This window comes from Solibacillus sp. FSL W7-1472 (assembly GCF_037969775.1).
In the GTDB taxonomy this organism is placed as follows: Bacteria; Bacillota; Bacilli; order Bacillales_A; family Planococcaceae; genus Solibacillus; species Solibacillus silvestris.
In genome coordinates this window covers 1,951,956-1,969,833 of the sequence record NZ_CP150208.1, presented here as the reverse complement: position 1 = coordinate 1,969,833, position 17,878 = coordinate 1,951,956, and the positions used below count along the sequence as shown (strand labels likewise).

General features: G+C 37.1%; 19 protein-coding genes. 15 read left to right on the top strand and 4 right to left on the bottom strand.

Annotated features, from left to right (window positions below; all coding sequences use genetic code 11):
- The first annotated feature begins 105 nt into the window (after positions 1 to 105).
- The gene (cls, locus tag MKY07_RS09670) at positions 106 to 1,554 is read left to right on the top strand and encodes a cardiolipin synthase (protein WP_339264605.1); all 1,449 of its coding nucleotides are present in this window, start codon (positions 106 to 108) and stop codon (positions 1,552 to 1,554) included.
- A 123-nt stretch (positions 1,555 to 1,677) separates the two neighbouring features.
- Positions 1,678 to 3,474 (top strand): M3 family oligoendopeptidase, encoded by a 1,797-nt coding sequence (locus tag MKY07_RS09665; protein ID WP_339264604.1) that lies wholly within the window; start codon positions 1,678 to 1,680, stop codon positions 3,472 to 3,474.
- Between the two features lie 57 nt (positions 3,475 to 3,531).
- Here MKY07_RS09665 and MKY07_RS09660 read toward each other — a convergent pair whose 3' ends face one another.
- Entirely contained in the window at positions 3,532 to 4,587 is a 1,056-nt protein-coding gene (locus MKY07_RS09660; protein WP_008403627.1) for a nucleoid-associated protein, read from the bottom strand.
- A 671-nt stretch (positions 4,588 to 5,258) separates the two neighbouring features.
- Here MKY07_RS09660 and MKY07_RS09655 point away from each other — a divergent pair.
- Positions 5,259 to 5,852: a YpjP family protein gene (locus tag MKY07_RS09655; protein ID WP_339264602.1), complete on the top strand. Its 594-nt coding sequence runs from the start codon at positions 5,259 to 5,261 to the stop codon at positions 5,850 to 5,852.
- Between the two features lie 671 nt (positions 5,853 to 6,523).
- Here MKY07_RS09655 and MKY07_RS09650 read toward each other — a convergent pair.
- Complete coding sequence (locus MKY07_RS09650) at positions 6,524 to 6,850, bottom strand: DUF378 domain-containing protein (RefSeq protein ID WP_008403624.1); 327 nt, start codon at positions 6,848 to 6,850, stop codon at positions 6,524 to 6,526.
- A gap of 434 nt (positions 6,851 to 7,284) precedes the next feature.
- Here MKY07_RS09650 and MKY07_RS09645 point away from each other — a divergent pair, with 434 nt between their 5' ends.
- The 3 genes from MKY07_RS09645 (at position 7,285) to MKY07_RS09635 (ending at position 9,172) form a co-directional block, all read left to right on the top strand.
- Entirely contained in the window at positions 7,285 to 7,476 is a 192-nt protein-coding gene (locus tag MKY07_RS09645; RefSeq protein ID WP_008407303.1) for a hypothetical protein, read from the top strand.
- Between the two features lie 235 nt (positions 7,477 to 7,711).
- Positions 7,712 to 8,689 carry a thymidylate synthase gene (locus tag MKY07_RS09640; RefSeq protein ID WP_339264601.1) on the top strand — a complete coding sequence of 326 codons (978 nt, stop codon included), beginning with the start codon at positions 7,712 to 7,714 and terminating at the stop codon, positions 8,687 to 8,689.
- 12 nt (positions 8,690 to 8,701) lie between these two features.
- Positions 8,702 to 9,172, top strand: a complete 471-nt coding sequence (locus tag MKY07_RS09635; protein WP_014823812.1) for a dihydrofolate reductase — start codon at positions 8,702 to 8,704, stop codon at positions 9,170 to 9,172.
- 215 nt (positions 9,173 to 9,387) lie between these two features.
- Here MKY07_RS09635 and MKY07_RS09630 read toward each other — a convergent pair whose 3' ends face one another.
- Positions 9,388 to 10,032: a hemolysin III family protein gene (locus MKY07_RS09630; RefSeq protein ID WP_041865747.1), complete on the bottom strand. Its 645-nt coding sequence runs from the start codon at positions 10,030 to 10,032 to the stop codon at positions 9,388 to 9,390.
- Between the two features lie 197 nt (positions 10,033 to 10,229).
- On the opposite strand from MKY07_RS09630, the gene MKY07_RS09625 reads away from it, so the two are divergent.
- The 5 genes from MKY07_RS09625 to msrB all read left to right on the top strand — a co-directional run bounded on the left by MKY07_RS09625 (position 10,230) and on the right by msrB (position 13,697).
- Complete coding sequence (locus tag MKY07_RS09625; protein ID WP_014823813.1) at positions 10,230 to 11,075, top strand: DegV family protein; 846 nt, start codon at positions 10,230 to 10,232, stop codon at positions 11,073 to 11,075.
- Between the two features lie 159 nt (positions 11,076 to 11,234).
- Complete coding sequence (locus tag MKY07_RS09620) at positions 11,235 to 12,146, top strand: GDSL-type esterase/lipase family protein (RefSeq protein ID WP_339264600.1); 912 nt, start codon at positions 11,235 to 11,237, stop codon at positions 12,144 to 12,146.
- Between the two features lie 4 nt (positions 12,147 to 12,150).
- The gene (locus MKY07_RS09615; protein WP_008407297.1) at positions 12,151 to 12,723 is read left to right on the top strand and encodes a YpmS family protein; all 573 of its coding nucleotides are present in this window, start codon (positions 12,151 to 12,153) and stop codon (positions 12,721 to 12,723) included.
- 17 nt (positions 12,724 to 12,740) lie between these two features.
- Positions 12,741 to 13,268 carry a peptide-methionine (S)-S-oxide reductase MsrA gene (gene msrA, locus MKY07_RS09610; protein WP_065215930.1) on the top strand — a complete coding sequence of 176 codons (528 nt, stop codon included), beginning with the start codon at positions 12,741 to 12,743 and terminating at the stop codon, positions 13,266 to 13,268.
- Positions 13,269 to 13,697 carry a peptide-methionine (R)-S-oxide reductase MsrB gene (gene msrB, locus MKY07_RS09605; protein WP_014823816.1) on the top strand — a complete coding sequence of 143 codons (429 nt, stop codon included), beginning with the start codon at positions 13,269 to 13,271 and terminating at the stop codon, positions 13,695 to 13,697.
- A 61-nt stretch (positions 13,698 to 13,758) separates the two neighbouring features.
- Here msrB and MKY07_RS09600 read toward each other — a convergent pair whose 3' ends face one another.
- A complete protein-coding gene (locus MKY07_RS09600) occupies positions 13,759 to 15,546 on the bottom strand; it encodes a methyl-accepting chemotaxis protein (protein WP_339264637.1) in 1,788 nt (595 codons plus the stop codon).
- Positions 15,547 to 15,637: 91 nt separating this feature from the next.
- On the opposite strand from MKY07_RS09600, the gene MKY07_RS09595 reads away from it, so the two are divergent.
- The 4 genes from MKY07_RS09595 to MKY07_RS09580 all read left to right on the top strand — a co-directional run bounded on the left by MKY07_RS09595 (position 15,638) and on the right by MKY07_RS09580 (position 17,850).
- The gene (locus MKY07_RS09595) at positions 15,638 to 15,862 is read left to right on the top strand and encodes a YozE family protein (protein WP_014823817.1); all 225 of its coding nucleotides are present in this window, start codon (positions 15,638 to 15,640) and stop codon (positions 15,860 to 15,862) included.
- Positions 15,863 to 16,053: 191 nt separating this feature from the next.
- Positions 16,054 to 16,761, top strand: a complete 708-nt coding sequence (gene deoD / locus MKY07_RS09590; protein ID WP_008407287.1) for a purine-nucleoside phosphorylase — start codon at positions 16,054 to 16,056, stop codon at positions 16,759 to 16,761.
- Positions 16,762 to 16,962: 201 nt separating this feature from the next.
- Complete coding sequence (locus MKY07_RS09585) at positions 16,963 to 17,151, top strand: YqaE/Pmp3 family membrane protein (protein ID WP_081483446.1); 189 nt, start codon at positions 16,963 to 16,965, stop codon at positions 17,149 to 17,151.
- 240 nt (positions 17,152 to 17,391) lie between these two features.
- Positions 17,392 to 17,850, top strand: a complete 459-nt coding sequence (locus MKY07_RS09580; protein ID WP_008407284.1) for a hypothetical protein — start codon at positions 17,392 to 17,394, stop codon at positions 17,848 to 17,850.
- The last annotated feature ends 28 nt before the right edge of the window (positions 17,851 to 17,878 follow it).

The following is a 17,878-nucleotide window of genomic DNA, read 5'->3' as shown; positions in this document are numbered from 1 at the left end:
AATATATATTTACAGGGAATAGTAAAATAGTAGAAAAAACTAGTAATTTATAACATTTAGTAGTTGCTTTCTCTTATAATTAAATTATGAAAAGAGATGAATTTCATGACAGTCACTGGTATTTTAACCGTCACCTTGTTTGCTTTGAACATTGTGTTTGCCCTCGTATTAATATTCATCAGCCGGAAAAGCGCCTCATCTACATGGGCTTGGTTATTTGTACTCTTTTTCTTACCGATTTTTGGTTTTATTTTATATTTACTGATCGGTAGGAATTTACAGAAAAAACATTTTGTGCGGTGGCATGCAGTGCAGCAGGAGGAAACATTGGAAATATTCCAGGAACAAAAGAATGCGCTGGAAGATGGAACATATGAATTTCCCAATCCCATTACAAAAAAGCATGAAGCGTTAATCAAGATGAACGTTGATTATAACCATTCTTTATTAAGTTCGAAAAATGATGTCAAAATAATGTCAGAAGGGAAAGAGAAATTCCGTTCGGTTATTGAAGATATCGAAAATGCAAAACAGACCATTCATATTCAATACTACATATATAAAATGGATGATGTCGGAAAAAGTATATTTAACGCACTTGTGAAAAAAGCAAAAGAAGGTATCGAAGTACAAATGATGTACGACGATTTAGGGTCGCGCACATTACGCAAAAAGGATCTGAAAAAGTTAACGGATGCCGGTGGACAGGTAGAAGCATATTTTTCATCCTATTTTAAACTCTTTAATCCGCGTATCAATTTCCGAAATCACCGGAAGCTCATTATTATTGATGGGAGGATCGGGTATATCGGTGGATTTAATGTCGGAAATGAATATGCCTGTCTGGATGATGAAATCGGGTATTGGCGCGATACACACTTGAGAATAGAAGGCAATTCGGTCTATAACATGCAGGCACATTTTTTATTTGACTGGTATCAGGCGAAAAAAGAAGAGCTGACTGAAATCGAACAAAGATATTTCCCGTCATTTACAGTAGATTCGGATACACCTGTTCAAATTGTGTCGAGCGGCCCGGATACGGATTTTGAATCGATTAAAAACAGCTATATTCGGATGATTTTAAGTGCCAAAAAGTATGTTTATATTCAATCGCCGTATTTTGTTCCGGATGAGCCATTTATGCATGCGGTACAAATTGCTGCTTCATCAGGTGTTGATGTGCGCATCATGACGCCTGAAGTAACCGATCATGCTTTTGTATATGGAGCCAATTCAGCATACAGCGGCGATTTATTGGAGGTTGGCGGTCGAGTGTATCGTTATAAAAAAGGCTTCCTTCATGCAAAAATGATTGTCATTGATGATGAAGTGGCGACAATTGGAACCGCAAACATTGATGTACGAAGTTTTAGCCTGAATTTTGAAATTAACGCCATTCTATATGATGCCGATTTGGCGATACAATGCAGGGAGCTGTTTGAAGCCGATATTGAGGAGAGTTTTGAATTAACGAAGGAGCAATATGATGAACGCAAAACATGGACGAAAGTTCGAGAATCCGTTTCACGTTTATTATCTCCGATATTATAATCTTGTAGCTAGCCGACATACAGGCTAGCTTTTTTATTTCAAAAACCGAAATATTTCCGAGCATTTTAACTGATTTTTTAGTAAAATAAGAATTGAACTACAATTCAGAAAGTGGGTAATGAAATGGTGAATGTAAAATATCCTGAAGTTTGGGATTTGGATGTGTTTTTCCCTGGTGGTAGTGCGTCTTCGCAATTGATCGAGCACATTGAAAGTTTGACACCTAAACTAGATGTATTAAAAGGAAAAATCGACAAGTTTGAAGTTCCACAAAATAGTGATGCTGCATTGGAAATCCAATCAATTCTGGAAAGCATCAAAGAAGTAATAATGCATATTTCTCAGGCAGGGGCAGTGCTTTCATGCTTGACTGCACAAGATACAACTGATCGTGATGCACTATTACTGCAAGGCCAATTATCCGGTATTGCCGCAAATTCATCACCGATTTTAGAAAGTTTTAATCAAAAATTGGGTAAGATCGATCAGGCAACTTTTAAAGGATTATTGGAAACAGCTGAATTAGCTCAATTCGAGTTCATCTTGACGGAATGGCGCGAAAAATCGAAAGAGTCCTTATCTGAAGAAGAAGAAGCGCTAATTTCCGCTTTAGGTGTTGATGGGTACAGTTCTTGGGGCCAGCTTTATAACATGCTGATCGGCGATATTAAAGTGGAAGTTGAAGTGGATGGCGAAAAGAAATTACTTTCTGTTGGACAAGCGAATAATTTAAGTTCTCATAAAGACCGAACTGTCCGTAAAGCAGCATTTGATGCATTGGAAAAAGTGTTTACAGAGCGTGAAGAATTCTTCGCGAAAACATTGAACCATTTAGCTGGTTTCCGTTTAGCCGTCTATAAAAAGCGCGGCTGGGACTCGGTAACAAAAGAGCCGCTTCAAATTAACCGTATGAAGCAAGAAACAATCGATGCTATGTGGGGTGCCATTACATCACGTAAGGCGATATTTGCCGGTTATTTGCAACATAAAGCAAACCTGTTAGGTACAGAACATCTGGACTGGTTTGACTTTGATGCACCGGTTACGGATTCAACAGCTACAATGTCTTATCAGGATGGTGCTGAATTTATTCTGAAGCATTTCGGACGCTTTGGTTCTGAAATGGAAAGCTTTGCACGCACAGCATTTGAAGATGGCTGGATTGAAGCGGAAGACCGTGACAATAAACGTCCAGGCGGTTTCTGTACAGGGATGCCATTGTCTGATCAATCACGTATTTTCATGACATACTCGGGTTCGATGTCCAATGTTTCAACATTGGCACATGAATTGGGACATGCTTTCCATACTTATGCACTGCGTCCTGTTCATCCATTGAACCGCCGCTATGCAATGAATGTTGCTGAAACAGCTTCAACGTTTGCTGAAATGATCGTGGCAGATGCAGCGGTCGAAGAAGCAACAACTGAACAAGAAAAGATTGCATTACTGGAAGATAAAATTCAGCGTTCTGTCGCATTTTTTATGAATATCCATGCGCGTTACTTGTTTGAAACTCGATTTTATGAAGAACGCAAGAAAGGCATTGTATCAACGAAACGCTTGAACGAACTTATGGAAGAAGCGCAAATTGAAGCACATGCAGGCGGGTTAGGCGAAACACATCCGCACTTCTGGGCCTCTAAAATGCACTTCTATATTACTGGTGTACCTTTCTATAACTTCCCGTACACGTTCGGTTATTTATTCTCATTAAGCATTTATGCGAAAGCAAAAGAAGAAGGAAAAGGCTTTGAAGAAAAGTATATGGCCTTATTGCGTGATACGGCTGTCATGACAGTTGAAGAGTTGGCGATGAAGCACTTAGGTGAAGACATTACAAAAGAAGATTTCTGGTTAAAAGGAATCGCACTTTGTGAAAAAGATGTTGCCGAGTTTATTGCATTAACATCGAAGTAATATAAGAAAAGGGCTGTGTGAAAAATTCACACAGCCCTTTAATGATTTATAAAAAGTTTATAACGGTTTTTTGTGCAGCGTAAATCCAAGTGTATCCGCATCCCGTACAGTAATCGTATACGTACCACTCACTTGATCGTGCTTAACATCAATATTGTCCAATCCTTTATCGTAACGGAAGAAGATTTCACCTTCTGCTGATTTATAGACAACATGCAAATCATCGCGTTTTACTTCAAAAGTAGGCGTGAAGTCGGGATTGCGGTCGGTGAACTCATTGATAAATAGCTTGGCTCCTTGCTCAACAAAATCTTCCCGATTCTCAGGAGGTGCAATCGCTTCATAAATATTATGCACTGATGCGTCGAGTTCAACGTATTTGCCGTGTTCAAATTCCTCGTCAATCGCTCTTTGAAGGTGGGGAGTCTGCTCTTCGTTAAGTGATTCCGCAATTTTCTCATACAATTCCTTCATGAGCATTTTTGTTTTCTTTTTGTCGGATGCGATTGGAGTAGCCTGCAAGAAAGTTTCCATGAAAAACTTCGCCGGTTCGCCATCTGATTGCTTATCCAGTACATAAACATTTTCTTCAAGCGGATCATAGTTCATTCGAATAAGTGCACACTTTTGTACACGGCTTGATGCGTCAGGTAAAATATTTTCAATCGTTTTCAAATGTAATGTTTCCAAGTCGATCTGAACAGCATCTTTAGGATCCAGCTTTAACAGCAGAATATAATCTTCACCAATCAGCTCAATATGCGCGACAAATACCGAACCGTTACTGTTCGATACCGTCTGCATAATTTGATACAGTTTATTTGATAAATCATTGGCCAGTGATAAGAAGTGTGTGTCATCCGGATATTCTACATAACGGTTCATTTTTGTAACAATATCATTGTCACGGTCTAAAAATTTACATGCAACAGATTTAGGACTATTCAATGTAGCATCTATGTATGATTCAAAGAACTGATTATACACTTCAGATTGAAGTGCGGATAAATCCATTGTCTCACTTGCAGATACAAAACGGCTTTGCTGCATATCCAGCAATGTAACAGCCATCCGTTTCATTTGGATTGATAATGTTGTTTCAACTTCATTCATCTTTACATAACTCCTTTTAAATTCCGATTTTTCAAGTATAGCGGACATCATGAAAATTTGCACGGGCCCAAATACATTTTACAAACACGAACATATGTGTTATGATTATTTTTGTGCTATTTTAGATAGTGCTATAAATGAATTGGCATTTCTGCTAGTGTTTTTGAAGATACTTATTCACACTGGCGCAAGCTTCAGGGCTGCAAGGACATAGTAGCAGGTTGGGACTATGTTGCTTAAGTTAGAAGAGATTAGTAGAATTTTACCGCGGTTAAAACTGGAGTTATGCACTCCGAATAAAATAAAAATTCCCCGGAAGATCGGGTTGAGACTTTCATTTATTTATAAATCTATCTATTAAATACTAAAGGGGTCCCCAATAATTGGGGGCCCCTTGTCCAATTTTCCAATTAAAAACCATCCAAATCTTATTGGATGGCACATAAAAAATATTAGTCCGTGAAGCATAAAGAAGTCATATACCCAAGCATTAGTAATAATCCAAGACCCATAACAATGTCCATTTTTTAGAACCTCCCTTAATATAACCTACAATATCTTCCTTTTTTATTGTACAATGATTACAATAAAGATGAAACTATTTGTTATAATATTCGTATATATTAGTAAGAGCGTTTTAAAATTATACATAATAAAAGTGGGTGATAGACTTGAAGAAATGGATCTACAAATCTCTCGTTGTTTCCGTCGCGTTATTATCATTTGGTTTAATTACACCAAAGCATGAAATTTGGGCAAATTTTGATGAAGACCGTCTTGATAAATCTGTATTGGATCGTCCAAGCGACAACCATATTTCAGCTGCCTATCAGTTGGATGATATTATCGTTGATGAAAAACCGCTGCCAACGACCGATGACTTTGTGTCAGCTGCAAAAGAACAATCATACATAAAATTTGGCACAAAAGTCGGACCGGTTATTAAACAACAATTTGAAACGGATATTTTCCCGAAAATCGAGGAAGCTATTGCAATGACAGTGGAACGAGTTGGCGATGAAAAACTGCGTAACTTAACGGTTTCCGAAAAACCGAGTGGAGATTATTCAGAAAAAATCTTCCACATTGTTGACGCTCAATCGAAAACAGACGTAATTCGATTTCATGTACGAACAGAGAACCGTCCTTTTGATGGCTATTATTACAATTTCCACTACCATACGTTTGAAGACAACTATTCTAAGCATTATGACCTTGGCGAGATCTACTGGTCGAAAAACACACCGCCTAAATGGTTATCATAGAAAAAAGCTGCACCCGTCATATATTGCCGGGTGTTTTTTTTATTGACGTTAAACATTGGAGCATATCTTACAGTAGGGGTTAGCAATCATCTTTTGAAGAGTCAGACTAAGAGGTAGCATCATACTAAACAATTCACGTCCAGAACAGATAAACATGTATAAGTGCTATACGACATTAGGAGATTTTTATAACAAATTAGTGCCAAGCTGAAAAATTTTCTACCGATAAATGTAATAGACCTTATAAATTTTTATTGCCGTTAAAACGCCTACTTGTCATACGAGGACTCTGTTTGACCGAAAAAAACACCGCTTAAATGGTTGTCATAACAAACTGCAGTCAAGTAAAATTGTTAGGATATTCATTTCCATCCATTACCAACAGTAACCAAACGATTAAAAGCTTAAATAAACCGCGATTTGCCAACCTTTATCTTAAGGGGAGTGGTGATCTTGGAAAACAGATTTTTTTTAGGTTTATTTAATGGCTTGATCTTAAGTATTATATTATGGACCTCTATATTTGGATGGATAAAGATCATAACGGGTTTATTATAAATTGCAAAGAATATGCAGAGAAAAGGCTACTCATAAATAATTTATACTTGCTATGCAGGTAAATGCAAAAGACCAGGTCTCTTTAAAGAGCCTGGTCTTTTGCATTTGTTGAGTTATTTCTCGTTATTGTTGTCTTTATTTTTTTGCTTAGAATATTCCGAGAAATCTGCTTCTTTTCCTGCTTCCATGTTATAGTTCGGTCTGTTGGAAGTTCTTGTATGCGTCACGGTTGCAGTGTCCTCTTCATCAAGGTTTTTCATTAGCAATGGAATACAAGCGAGACCTGCTAGACCTACGAGTGCGTAAATAATTCGTGATAAACCGGCAGTTTGACCGCCAAATAACGATGCGACTAAATCAAATTTGAAAAAGCCAATAAGTCCCCAGTTAATTGCCCCAATAATTACAAGTACAAGGGCAATTCTATATAACGTTCCCATGTAAAACATCTCCTTTATTTTAGATAAGAAGTTCTTTTGTATGCAAAATACTCATACGAAAGAACTTCAAGTATCTATTTCTGTTCGTATTTTTCCCGGTAACTGTTTGTTTATACTCTTTTTTTGTAAAAGAAAATGTATCAAAATACGAATAAAATTGTCCTTTTGAAAATAAAAATAATTAAAAAAGGAATTAATATCCGGAGAATTAACGAGGAAAATATATAGTTCTGTTTTCGTAATAAATACAGTGAAAGTTATTTATTTAAGGTTGGTAATAGAGTATCCGACAATTAATCATATTATTACTATGCAATAAAAAAGTGTCCCTTTATTTTTTTGATCTGTTTACAAAAAATTTAAAATTTAAAGGTGAATTTTTATGTAACTCGAGGTATAATATTTGTATACTATAGTAAAAAGGAGGACTGCCGATGATAACCGGTCAGTTAGGGCGAGCATTCCAATTAGCGGAAAAACATAAGCTCGACGTAAATACAATTTTAGAGTTAACAAAAATTATTGCGAAAGAAGTAAATGGTACTCAAAAAATTGAGGAAAAAATTTTACTTCAAATGATTCAAATTCTGGAAAACAACAAAACAATTCTTAGGGAGGCAACATAAAAATTGACGCAAACGATTGAGCTATACGATGACTTAGACACATTTGACTAAAGGCGCTACTCAGCAGACGAAAGACGAGTAGCGCCTTTTATTGTACATTTTTTTATACATATTGTTTTATTTGAACCAGTAAGTATTCTCTAAGTAGGCTTTTCGAGCGATTTTGCAGATTGGCGTGTTTTTCTCAACATAAGTCTATATAATATACGAAGAACATTCTTTAGGAGTGAAAACAATGACACATGCAGATCATACATATTTAAATTTATTGCAATATATTTTGGACAACGGTACCGACAAATCTGACCGTACAGGAACAGGGACACGCAGTGTTTTCGGCTATCAGATGCGGTTTAATTTACAAGAAGGTTTTCCGCTCTTAACGACTAAGCGTGTACCATTCAAACTTGTAGCAAGTGAGCTTCTATGGTTTATAAAAGGGGATACAAATATTCGCTATTTACTGCAGAATAATAACCATATTTGGGACGAATGGGCATTTAAAAAATGGGTAGAATCAGAAGAGTACGGCGGACCTGATATGAGCGACTTTGGACGACGCTCACTTGTTGATGAAGCGTTTAATGTACAGTATCAAACAGAGCTTTCTACATTTTGCGAACGCGTGCTGCTTGATGATGAATTTGCTTCAAAATACGGGGATTTGGGTAATGTTTACGGGAAACAATGGCGCAATTGGACAACTTCAGAGGGTGAATCAATCGATCAGTTACAAGATGCAATTGATTTAATTAAACATAATCCGGATTCGCGTCGAATTATCGTGAATGCCTGGAATCCGGAAGATGTAATCGATGCGGGAGGAAAAGGCAGTAAAGCGGCATTACCACCATGTCACGCGATGTTCCAGTTTTACGTGGCAGAAGGTAAATTGAGCTGTATGCTGACACAGCGCAGTGCGGATACATTCCTAGGTGTACCTTTTAATATTGCGAGCTATGCATTGCTGACGCATTTAATTGCCCATGAATGTGGTTTGGAGGTAGGCGAGTTTGTGCACAGTATGGCTGATACACATATTTATTCAAACCACCTTGAACAGGTAAAAGAACAGCTTGCACGTGAACCGAAGCAATTGCCGGCCTTAAAGCTTAATTTAGAAAAGCAATCGATCTTTGATTTTGAAATGGAAGATATTTCGTTGGAAGGCTATCATCCGCATCCGTCAATTAAAGCACCGATAGCGGTATAAAGGGGGATTACGATGATTTCATTAATCGTTGCACATGATGAAAACCGGGTTATTGGCTATCAAAACGATTTGCCGTGGTATTTACCGGGAGATTTGAAATACTTTAAAGAAATGACAATGGGAAAACCGATGATTATGGGCCGTAAAACATATGATTCAATTGGCCGACCGTTACCGGGACGTAGAAATATTGTCATTACAAGAAATAAAGACTTTGCAGCAGAGGGTATTGAAATAGTAGGTAGTCTGGAAGAAGCTTTGGTGCTTGTTGAAGGTGAAGCGGAAGTGATGATCATTGGTGGTGCTCAAATTTTTGAACAGTCCATGGCCATTGCCGATCGGTTATATATTACATTCATCAACCATAGTTTTAAAGGGGACACTTATTTTCCGTCATACGATGACTGGAAACAAATCTCATGTCTCGACCCAATCGAGTCTGATGAAGGATATACATTCCAGTATTGTATTTATGAAAAATAAATTTATAAAAGAAGGACGTTGTGACAGAAGTAAAAAATTGATTGGAATGTAGGGCGACTCCTGCGGGAACAGCACGAAGCCTGAGACTACAGGCTCAGGCCGTGCCCGCGGAAAGCGTCCCGAAATGGAAATCAATTTTTAAGCATAGCGAAAAAACGGCACTTTTCTCCATGAGAATAGTGCCGTTTTTGAATTATGCCCAAAGTATTTTTCTTTTAAATCAAGTAGATATATATACAAGCCACCATGCATCCGCAGCCTGCGATTACGAATAAATGCCATATTGCATGATTGTACGGAAGGCGTGTCCAAGCATAAAAAATCGCGCCAAATGTAAATAGCAGCCCCCCAATGAGCATCAGCATAAAACCATCAAACGTCAAAAATTCATATAATGGTCGAATGGCGAAAATGATAAGCCACCCCATGAAAATATATAGGACCAACGATAATTTTTCGAATCGATGAATGAACAGACATTTGAACACAACGCCTAGTATTGCAATAAACCAGATAATGCATAGCATGACAATGCCTGTCACACCTCCGATTGCTATAAGCAAAAATGGGGTATAGGTACCAGCAATCAAGATATATATTGAAGAATGGTCCAGTATAGAAAAGAACCGTTTATATTTTTCCGGAACACTATGTAATAATGTTGACATGAGAAACAGCAAAATCAATGAAGAGCCAAAAATAGCGTAGGAAGTTATATGTATCGCAGTGCCGTTTACAGCTGAATGGATAATTAATAGGATGCAAATAGGTATGCTGATGGCAAGGCCTATACCATGAGTTATGGCATTCCAAAGTTCTTCTTTCCAGTTTTTATAGTCAAATGCGTCAAAATTGTGCATGTGTCATCACGCTCCTTTATATTAGTATAGTTCTAAATCAAAATATTCGTGATAGATGGTTGTCATGATGTTATACTGCTATATGTCATATGTAAATCGTGATAAACGGGGTCATTCTTCAATGACAAATGTCATATTGGTAAACAAATATGATTTCTTTATAATAGTAAGGAAGATAGAAAAAGGATGTGTTTTCTTTGAGTCAAATTCATATCGTAACGGATTCAACTTGCGATTTAACAGACGCGGAAATTCAGGAACATGGAATTCATGTAGTACCACTAACCGTACAAATTGATGAAAAAACGTATACAGATCGCGTAAATTTGCAACCGGATACATTTATTAAATTATTAAAAACAGCAAAAGAACTTCCGAAAAGTTCTCAACCGTCTCCTGGTGCATTTAAAGAACTATATGACGAGCTCGGTAAAGATGGATCTAGAATTATATCAATCCATATGACAGGCAGTATGAGCGGTACATATCAGTCAGCGAATCAGGCTTCTCAAATGAGTGATTCCGACGTAACTGTAATTGATTCACGTTATATTGCTTTTGGATTGGCATTCCAGCTTCGTGAAGCGATCCGTTTACGTAATGCAGGGGCTACAGTGGAGGAAATTGTTGCCGGAGTGAATCGTGTACGTGAAAACACACGTCTTTTTGTTGCATTGGATACGTTGGAAAATATGGTAAAGGGCGGCCGAATCGGAAAAGGTAAGGCAGTTGTTAGTTCTTTACTGAATATTAAGCCAATTGGTCACTTGGATATTGGGGAAGTGACGATTTGTGCGAAACCACGCAGCTATAAGCAAGTAGTGAAATATTTGATGAGTGAATTTGAAAAGGATACTCAAGGTAAAAAAGTTGCAGGTGTCGGCATCTCACATGCGAATTCAATGGATACTCTAGTGAATCCGCTAATCGAACAAGTAAAAGCAGCGGGATATACAGGACAAGTGGAAGTTGCCTTTACTTCTCCGGTTATTAGTACACATACGGGTGAAGGTGCAATCGGCTTTATTTATTATACAGAATAGGTAAAAGGTAATTCTAAAGATTTTTAACTTTAGAATTACCTTTTTTGTAAAGCAATAAAAAATATTTTCTGATATATCACTATTTTTATAGGCATATCATTCCTAAAGATAAGGAAAATATTTTATAATGAAATAACAAAGTAAAAAGGGGGAAGTTGCATGTGGCGGTTATTACTCACATCATTAGCTGTCATTTTCTTGTCCGCATGCTCCGTTACAATTGACCCACAAATAGAAGAAGCACAACAGTCCGACAAATCATTCGATGAACAAAATGATTTGTCTATATCAGAAAAAGAAACCGAAAACGAAGAAACAATTAATACGAGCTTTTTTGATATTATCAATGATGTATTTCAACTAGACTGGTCTGATCGTAAGGAAGAAAATGCACAACCGGTTTTTTATTTAGCATTAGGTGATTCGCTCACAAGGGGTGTTGGAGATGAAACCCAAGATTATGGCTATACGATTCGTCTGCAGCAGGAGCTGGAAAAATGGCCGATGGTAGAAGAAGTTGAGCTTGATAATCGCGGTAAAAATGGGAGACGCAGTGATCAACTATTAAGTTTACTTAAGCGTGGCCATTATGATGAAGAGCTAGAAAAAGCAAATATAGTTACGATTACGCTCGGCGGTAATGATGTGATGAAAATTGTAAAAAAGAATTTGTTTTCAATGAAAAAGTCTATGTTTGATAAGGAATTACCAAAATTCGCTAAACGTTACGAGCAGGTCATTGCAGAAATTCGTAGAGTCAATCCTGAGGTACCGATTATATTAGTTGGGTTCTATAATCCTTTTTCGATCGTAGTAGATGAGATTACACCTTTCGATCCGATTATATCGGAGTGGAATGATGAAATTGAAAAGCTTGCTGCAACAGATGAAAATGCATGTTTTGTCTCTGTAGAGGATTTATTTGTATCAAATGAGGATATGGTATATCATGTAGACTTCTTTCATCCGAATAGCACGGGATATGATCGTATGACAAAACGCATCATTGAATCAATGCAACAATGTGATATTGAGCAGATGTCAGACGGTTTATTAGGATTTGAGGAGTGAGAAGATGAATAAATGGAAAATCGCATTTTTATTATTGGCTGGAGCAGTACTCATTTCATTCGCCACATTGCTCTATTTTATAACTGCTGATGTAGAACAAGCAACAGAACAGCCGCCACTCCAAATTGAGGGTAATATATTGACTGTGGAAACGACAGCTAAAGAATTCGAAGCAATCGCAAAACAATATTTATCGGAAGCTATGAACCAGTCACCGGTTCCGGTAGAGCTGACAGTGGACGATAAAATTTATTTATACAGTACATTAACTGTCTTTAATATCGATTTGCCGATTCAGATGGACTTCATTCCTGTTGTTAATAACGGGAATATCACTCTGAGTCAAGAAGCTGTCCACGTCGGCAAGGTAAATATCCCTCCGAAAACCGTACTGAAAATGATTGATGATGCGGTTAATTTTCCTAATTGGATTACGGTGAAGCCAAACGACGAAGAAATTTATGTGGACCTGTCACGGATCAATATCGCAAGTGGTTCTAGGGTGCGTGCGAAGGAAATCGATTTAGCAAATGATAAAATAGAATTGGAAGTAGTTATTCCAAACCAAACGAAGTAAAACAGGAGGTAATTTTAATGGCGTATGAACAAGCAACATTTGCAGGGGGCTGCTTTTGGTGTATGGTAAAGCCGTTTGATCAACAGCCCGGTATTATAGAAGTCATTTCCGGTTACACTGGCGGGCATATTGAAAACCCGACATACGAGCAAGTATGCAGTGAAACAACAGGCCATCTTGAGGCAGTCCAAATTACGTTTGATCCGGAAATTTATCCGTATGAAAAACTGGTTGAACTTTATTGGACCTTGATCGATCCTACAGATGCGGGCGGTCAATTTTATGATCGAGGCGAATCATACACAACGGCGATTTTTTACCATAATGATGTTCAAAAGCAGATTGCCGAATTATCCAAGTCAAAACTGGATGCTAGCGGAAAATTCAAATCACCAATTGCCGTTAAAATTCTGGAAGCAAAGCCATTTTACGCAGCAGAAGATTATCATCAGCACTACTATAAGAAGAACCCGGCACATTATGAACGCTATTCGGTTGGTTCTGGACGTGCAGGATTTATTGAAAAACACTGGGGGTCAAAATAAATGAATAAAGAACAACGATTAAAAGAGTTAACAGAGATGCAGTATCATGTTACACAAAACCAAGGTACGGAACCACCCTTCCGTAATGAATACAATGACGTGTTTGAAGATGGTATCTATGTGGATATCGTGTCAGGAAAGCCGCTTTTTAGTTCAAAAGACAAATATGATGCTGGATGTGGCTGGCCGTCATTTTCAAAGCCGATTGAACAAGTTGAAGTTACCGAGCATTTTGATACATCACACGGTATGCGTCGTGTCGAAGTACGCAGCAAAACAGCTGATTCACATTTAGGGCATGTATTCCCTGATGGTCCGCAACAATTGGGCGGATTACGTTATTGCATCAACTCAGCTGCATTGCGCTTTATTCCGGTTGAAGACCTTGAAAAAGAAGGCTACGGTGAATATAAATCAATGTTTGAATAAAAGCAACTCGCTTATGGAATTTCATAAGCGAGTTGTATTTTTTTGCTGTTTAATTTATCAATTAGATTTTGAATTCATTGACTACGCTTCGCAGCTGATCTGCTTGAGCAGCTAGTTCAACGGCGGATGCATTGATTTCTTCCATGGAAGCGGAACCTTGGGATGCGGCAGCTGCGCTGCGTTCTGTATTGACAGCAGTATTATCCGCAATAGCGGCAACATGTACAAATGAAGATGTCACACCATGGCTATTATTTAATGTTTGTTCGATTTGAGCAACCATCTGTGTTAAGATATCAGAAGTTTTGTCTGTTTGCATTAATATATTTTGTAAAGAACCGGTCGTCTCATTTGTCACTTCTACTCCACGAATTACTTTTTGAACACCCGTGTGGTTTTGTTCAATAATCGACTTCACCTCTGTTTGAATCGAACCTACAATTGCCGATACTTCCTTTGCAGCCTTTTGGGATTGTTCGGCAAGTTTTCGAACTTCCGCTGCAACAACTGCAAATCCTCTTCCATGTTCACCGGCCCGTGCAGCCTCAATCGCCGCATTTAATGCAAGTAAATTTGTTTGTTCAGAAATCGCTGTAATTGTACTTATAATAGAAGTGATATCTTTCGATTTTTCCCCCAATTTTTCCACCGTATCCGAAGTCGATGCCATTGTTTCTTCAATTTCGAGCATGACGATTGATGAATGGGTGACCGATTTGCTTCCACGATATGCGGCTTCTTTCATTTCATAGGCAGCCTGCTGAACCTCTCGTGCTTTTTCGTCTAATATGTGCATCGATTGTTCCAATTTTTGCATTTCATTGCCGGCATTACCAATACTGTTTAGAATGTCACTGCTGTCGCTCGCGATTTTCATCGTAGAATCAGCAATGAAATCAATTGTTCGAGCATTTTCATCCGCGAGTGCCATTAATTCCTGTGAACTCCCGGATACATTCTCAGCAAGGTTTGAAACACGTTTTACCAATGCTGAAATTGATTCGATTAGAATATTCGTAGAATTTCCGATAATTGAAAATTCATCCTTCGTTTTAACATTTACGCGACGTGTTAAGTCACCGCCAGCCTGTGCAATTTCTAAAATCGATTCATTTATCTTTTTTGTATTTCTTCGAATCGATTTTGATAATATATAGCCTAATGAAATGGTTAAAATTACAGCAAAACCTGATAAGGCAAAAATTGATATTTTAGAGGCGAAAGCAAATTGTTCCAGTTCCGAAATTGTTTTTTCGTTACGCTGTTCGAGTATTTGTATCAGTTTCCCTGTGTTTTCATCAATATATCCTTTAAAATTTTGGCTTCCGCTATTCGCAAAAAGTTTAGCAGCATTTTCAAAGCCATATTTTTGACGGATTTCTATTGTCGATTTAGAAAAAGATAAATAATTGGTGTAAAACTGTTGTATTAAGCCTAAGATTTTCAGTTCTTCATCCTGATTTTTAAATGAAGTTTCAATAGAAGTTAAGTTTGTATGTATTCGTTCCTTCGACTCTTCATATAATTGAAGAAATTTTTCATCGCCTGTAATTAAGTAAGTTTGCTCATGGCTTGATAGCTTTGCAATATCGGAGGCTAAATTATTAATATGCATCTGCTGTTTTAAGTTTTCTGCAGCAAATTCTCGCAAGTTCTTTTCCAAGTTTGTTATATTAATATACGATAAAATTTGCATAGAAATAATAATTGCCATTAAAATAGTGAAAGCAATTAAAATTTTCCCTCGTATGAGATGAAAGAAGTGAAATAGGGCTTTCGGTTTACTAGTGTTTTTCCTTAGTTTTTCTTTAATAGGTTTAGTTTTCTTGCTATTTCGCAAATAATTCACCACTTTCTGAAAATTATATATTTAACTATTTTACTACATGTATGGGAAATTTTCACTATATATCGAGAAAAAATATAAAGGAGGGGAAATTTTGAAAAAATCTTTTTATCATTTTGCACTAACCTACAGAGGGGGAGAATGGTCGGATGAAAAGGTACGTTTTGCTGAAAGCATGTTTCTGGATCACGCCTTTCCTAAAATGTCCGATAGCTTTGAAGAACTTACGAATTATATTGAATTTCAATCCGACGAATATTTGACTATCGGTGCTTTTGATCAATTATGGGATTTATATGAAAGTAAATTTTCTATATAAGCGATGTTTTGCATGTAATACGCAAGATGGGGTATAGTGAAATTATGATGCACCCTTCGTTAAATTTTCGTTATTTTGTCCAAATATTGTTTTTTATGCAAATTTTTTTGTGAAGCAAGACGTCTAACGATTGAATGTTTATACGAAAACGTTTACAATTTAGAAGAATTATGATGAAAAGAGGTTTTTTGATGAGCGTTCATATTAATGCCAAAAAAGGCGAAATTGCAGAAATTGTACTATTACCAGGAGATCCATTACGTGCAAAATATATTGCCGAAACATTTTTAGAAGATGTTGTACAATACAACGAAGTACGTAATATTCTTGGCTACACAGGCACGTATAAAGGAAAACGCATTTCTGTACAAGGGACAGGCATGGGTGTTCCATCTATTTCGATTTATGCGACTGAATTAATGCAAGAATACGGTGTACAGAAACTAATCCGTGTAGGTACTTGTGGTGCGATTCAAAAAGACGTGAAAGTACGTGACGTTATTATTGCACAAACATCATCTACAGACTCAAACTTAAACCGTGTAATTTTCGGCGGTACAATCGACTATGCACCAACTGCAGACTTTGATTTATTACTAAAAGCATATAATGCAGCAAAAGAAGCGAACTTAAACGTACGTGTAGGAAATATCTTCACGGCGGATATGTTCTATTCTGACGAAGCACAAAACGAAAAATTAGCACAATATGGCGTATTAGCCGTTGAAATGGAAACTTCAGCACTTTACACATTAGCAGCGAAATTCGGTCGTCAGGCGTTAACAGTTTTAACTGTATCTGACCACATCCTGACAGGTGAAGTAACAACTTCAGAAGAACGTCAAACTACGTTCAATGATATGATGGTGATTGCGTTAGAAGCGGCAATTCAAGACTAAAATAACAAATCATTGTAAGTTAATTTATAACGTTATTTCATAAGTGCCTAACAGGTGAAAACTTGTTAGGCACTTTTTCTATATAAAGGGAATTGAAAAGCAACGTACATCATTTCAGTATAGGAAAATGATTATAATACTGGGCAAATTAATGGGTACACTAATGCTAATAGTAACTTTATTAAGCAGGTGATCATCATGATGTATTTATTAGCTATTTTCTTTCCACCGTTAGCTGTATTAATTTGCGGTAAACCAATACAAGCATTAATCAACTTTTTCCTATGTTTTTTAATATGGATTCCGGCAGTTATACATGCAATTTTGATAGTTCGTGATCATAAAGCAGATAAAAGAATGGAACGCCAGATTAAATTGTTGAAGAAATAGACGAATGTAGATGACACGAAATAATTTATACAGAATAACTCTTGCACATCACACAATAGTGGTGTGTTTTTTATGTATACCGATAAAGCACTTTAGTACATAACGAAGGGCGTATAAAAATTTCAAAAAATTTTCTTAGCGAATCTTTGGCATATCGAATTTGTGTTGTGGGCAAACTGAGATACCGACAATTTTAAAGCACATAAGATGACGGCCAAAAAAGTAAAAAGGAGTGAGGGGATGAGTCAGGAAGTAGCAAAGAAATTTATTGATCGAATCTCAAGCACAGTGGATCCGTTAGCGAATATTGTCACGGTTAGTCTGTTTTGTGAAAATGCCATTAACCAATTGATTCAGGAAAAGCTGCCGAAAGTACGAAGCTTCAAGGATCAGTCAACTTATATCCCGATGGCGAGCTCTAATTACAGCACTAAAGTATATTCTGTTTATGCATTAGGCTTAATCGAACAAAAATTGTTCGAAAACTTATGGTTGCTGAACTATTGGCGCAACAAAGCCGCACATAACATTAGTGTGGATATTAGAGCTTTGCCGATGAACTTTCACATTTTTGATAACAACCTCAAAATCGAAAAAGACATGAATGAAAACGAAATTGTCATCGGCATTGCCCTTTGCACTTACAAAGAATTGCATGTGTTCTTAAATGAACAATACGGTATTAAATTAAATTGGTGAAGAATAAAAAGTGTCTATGCCTGTAGAC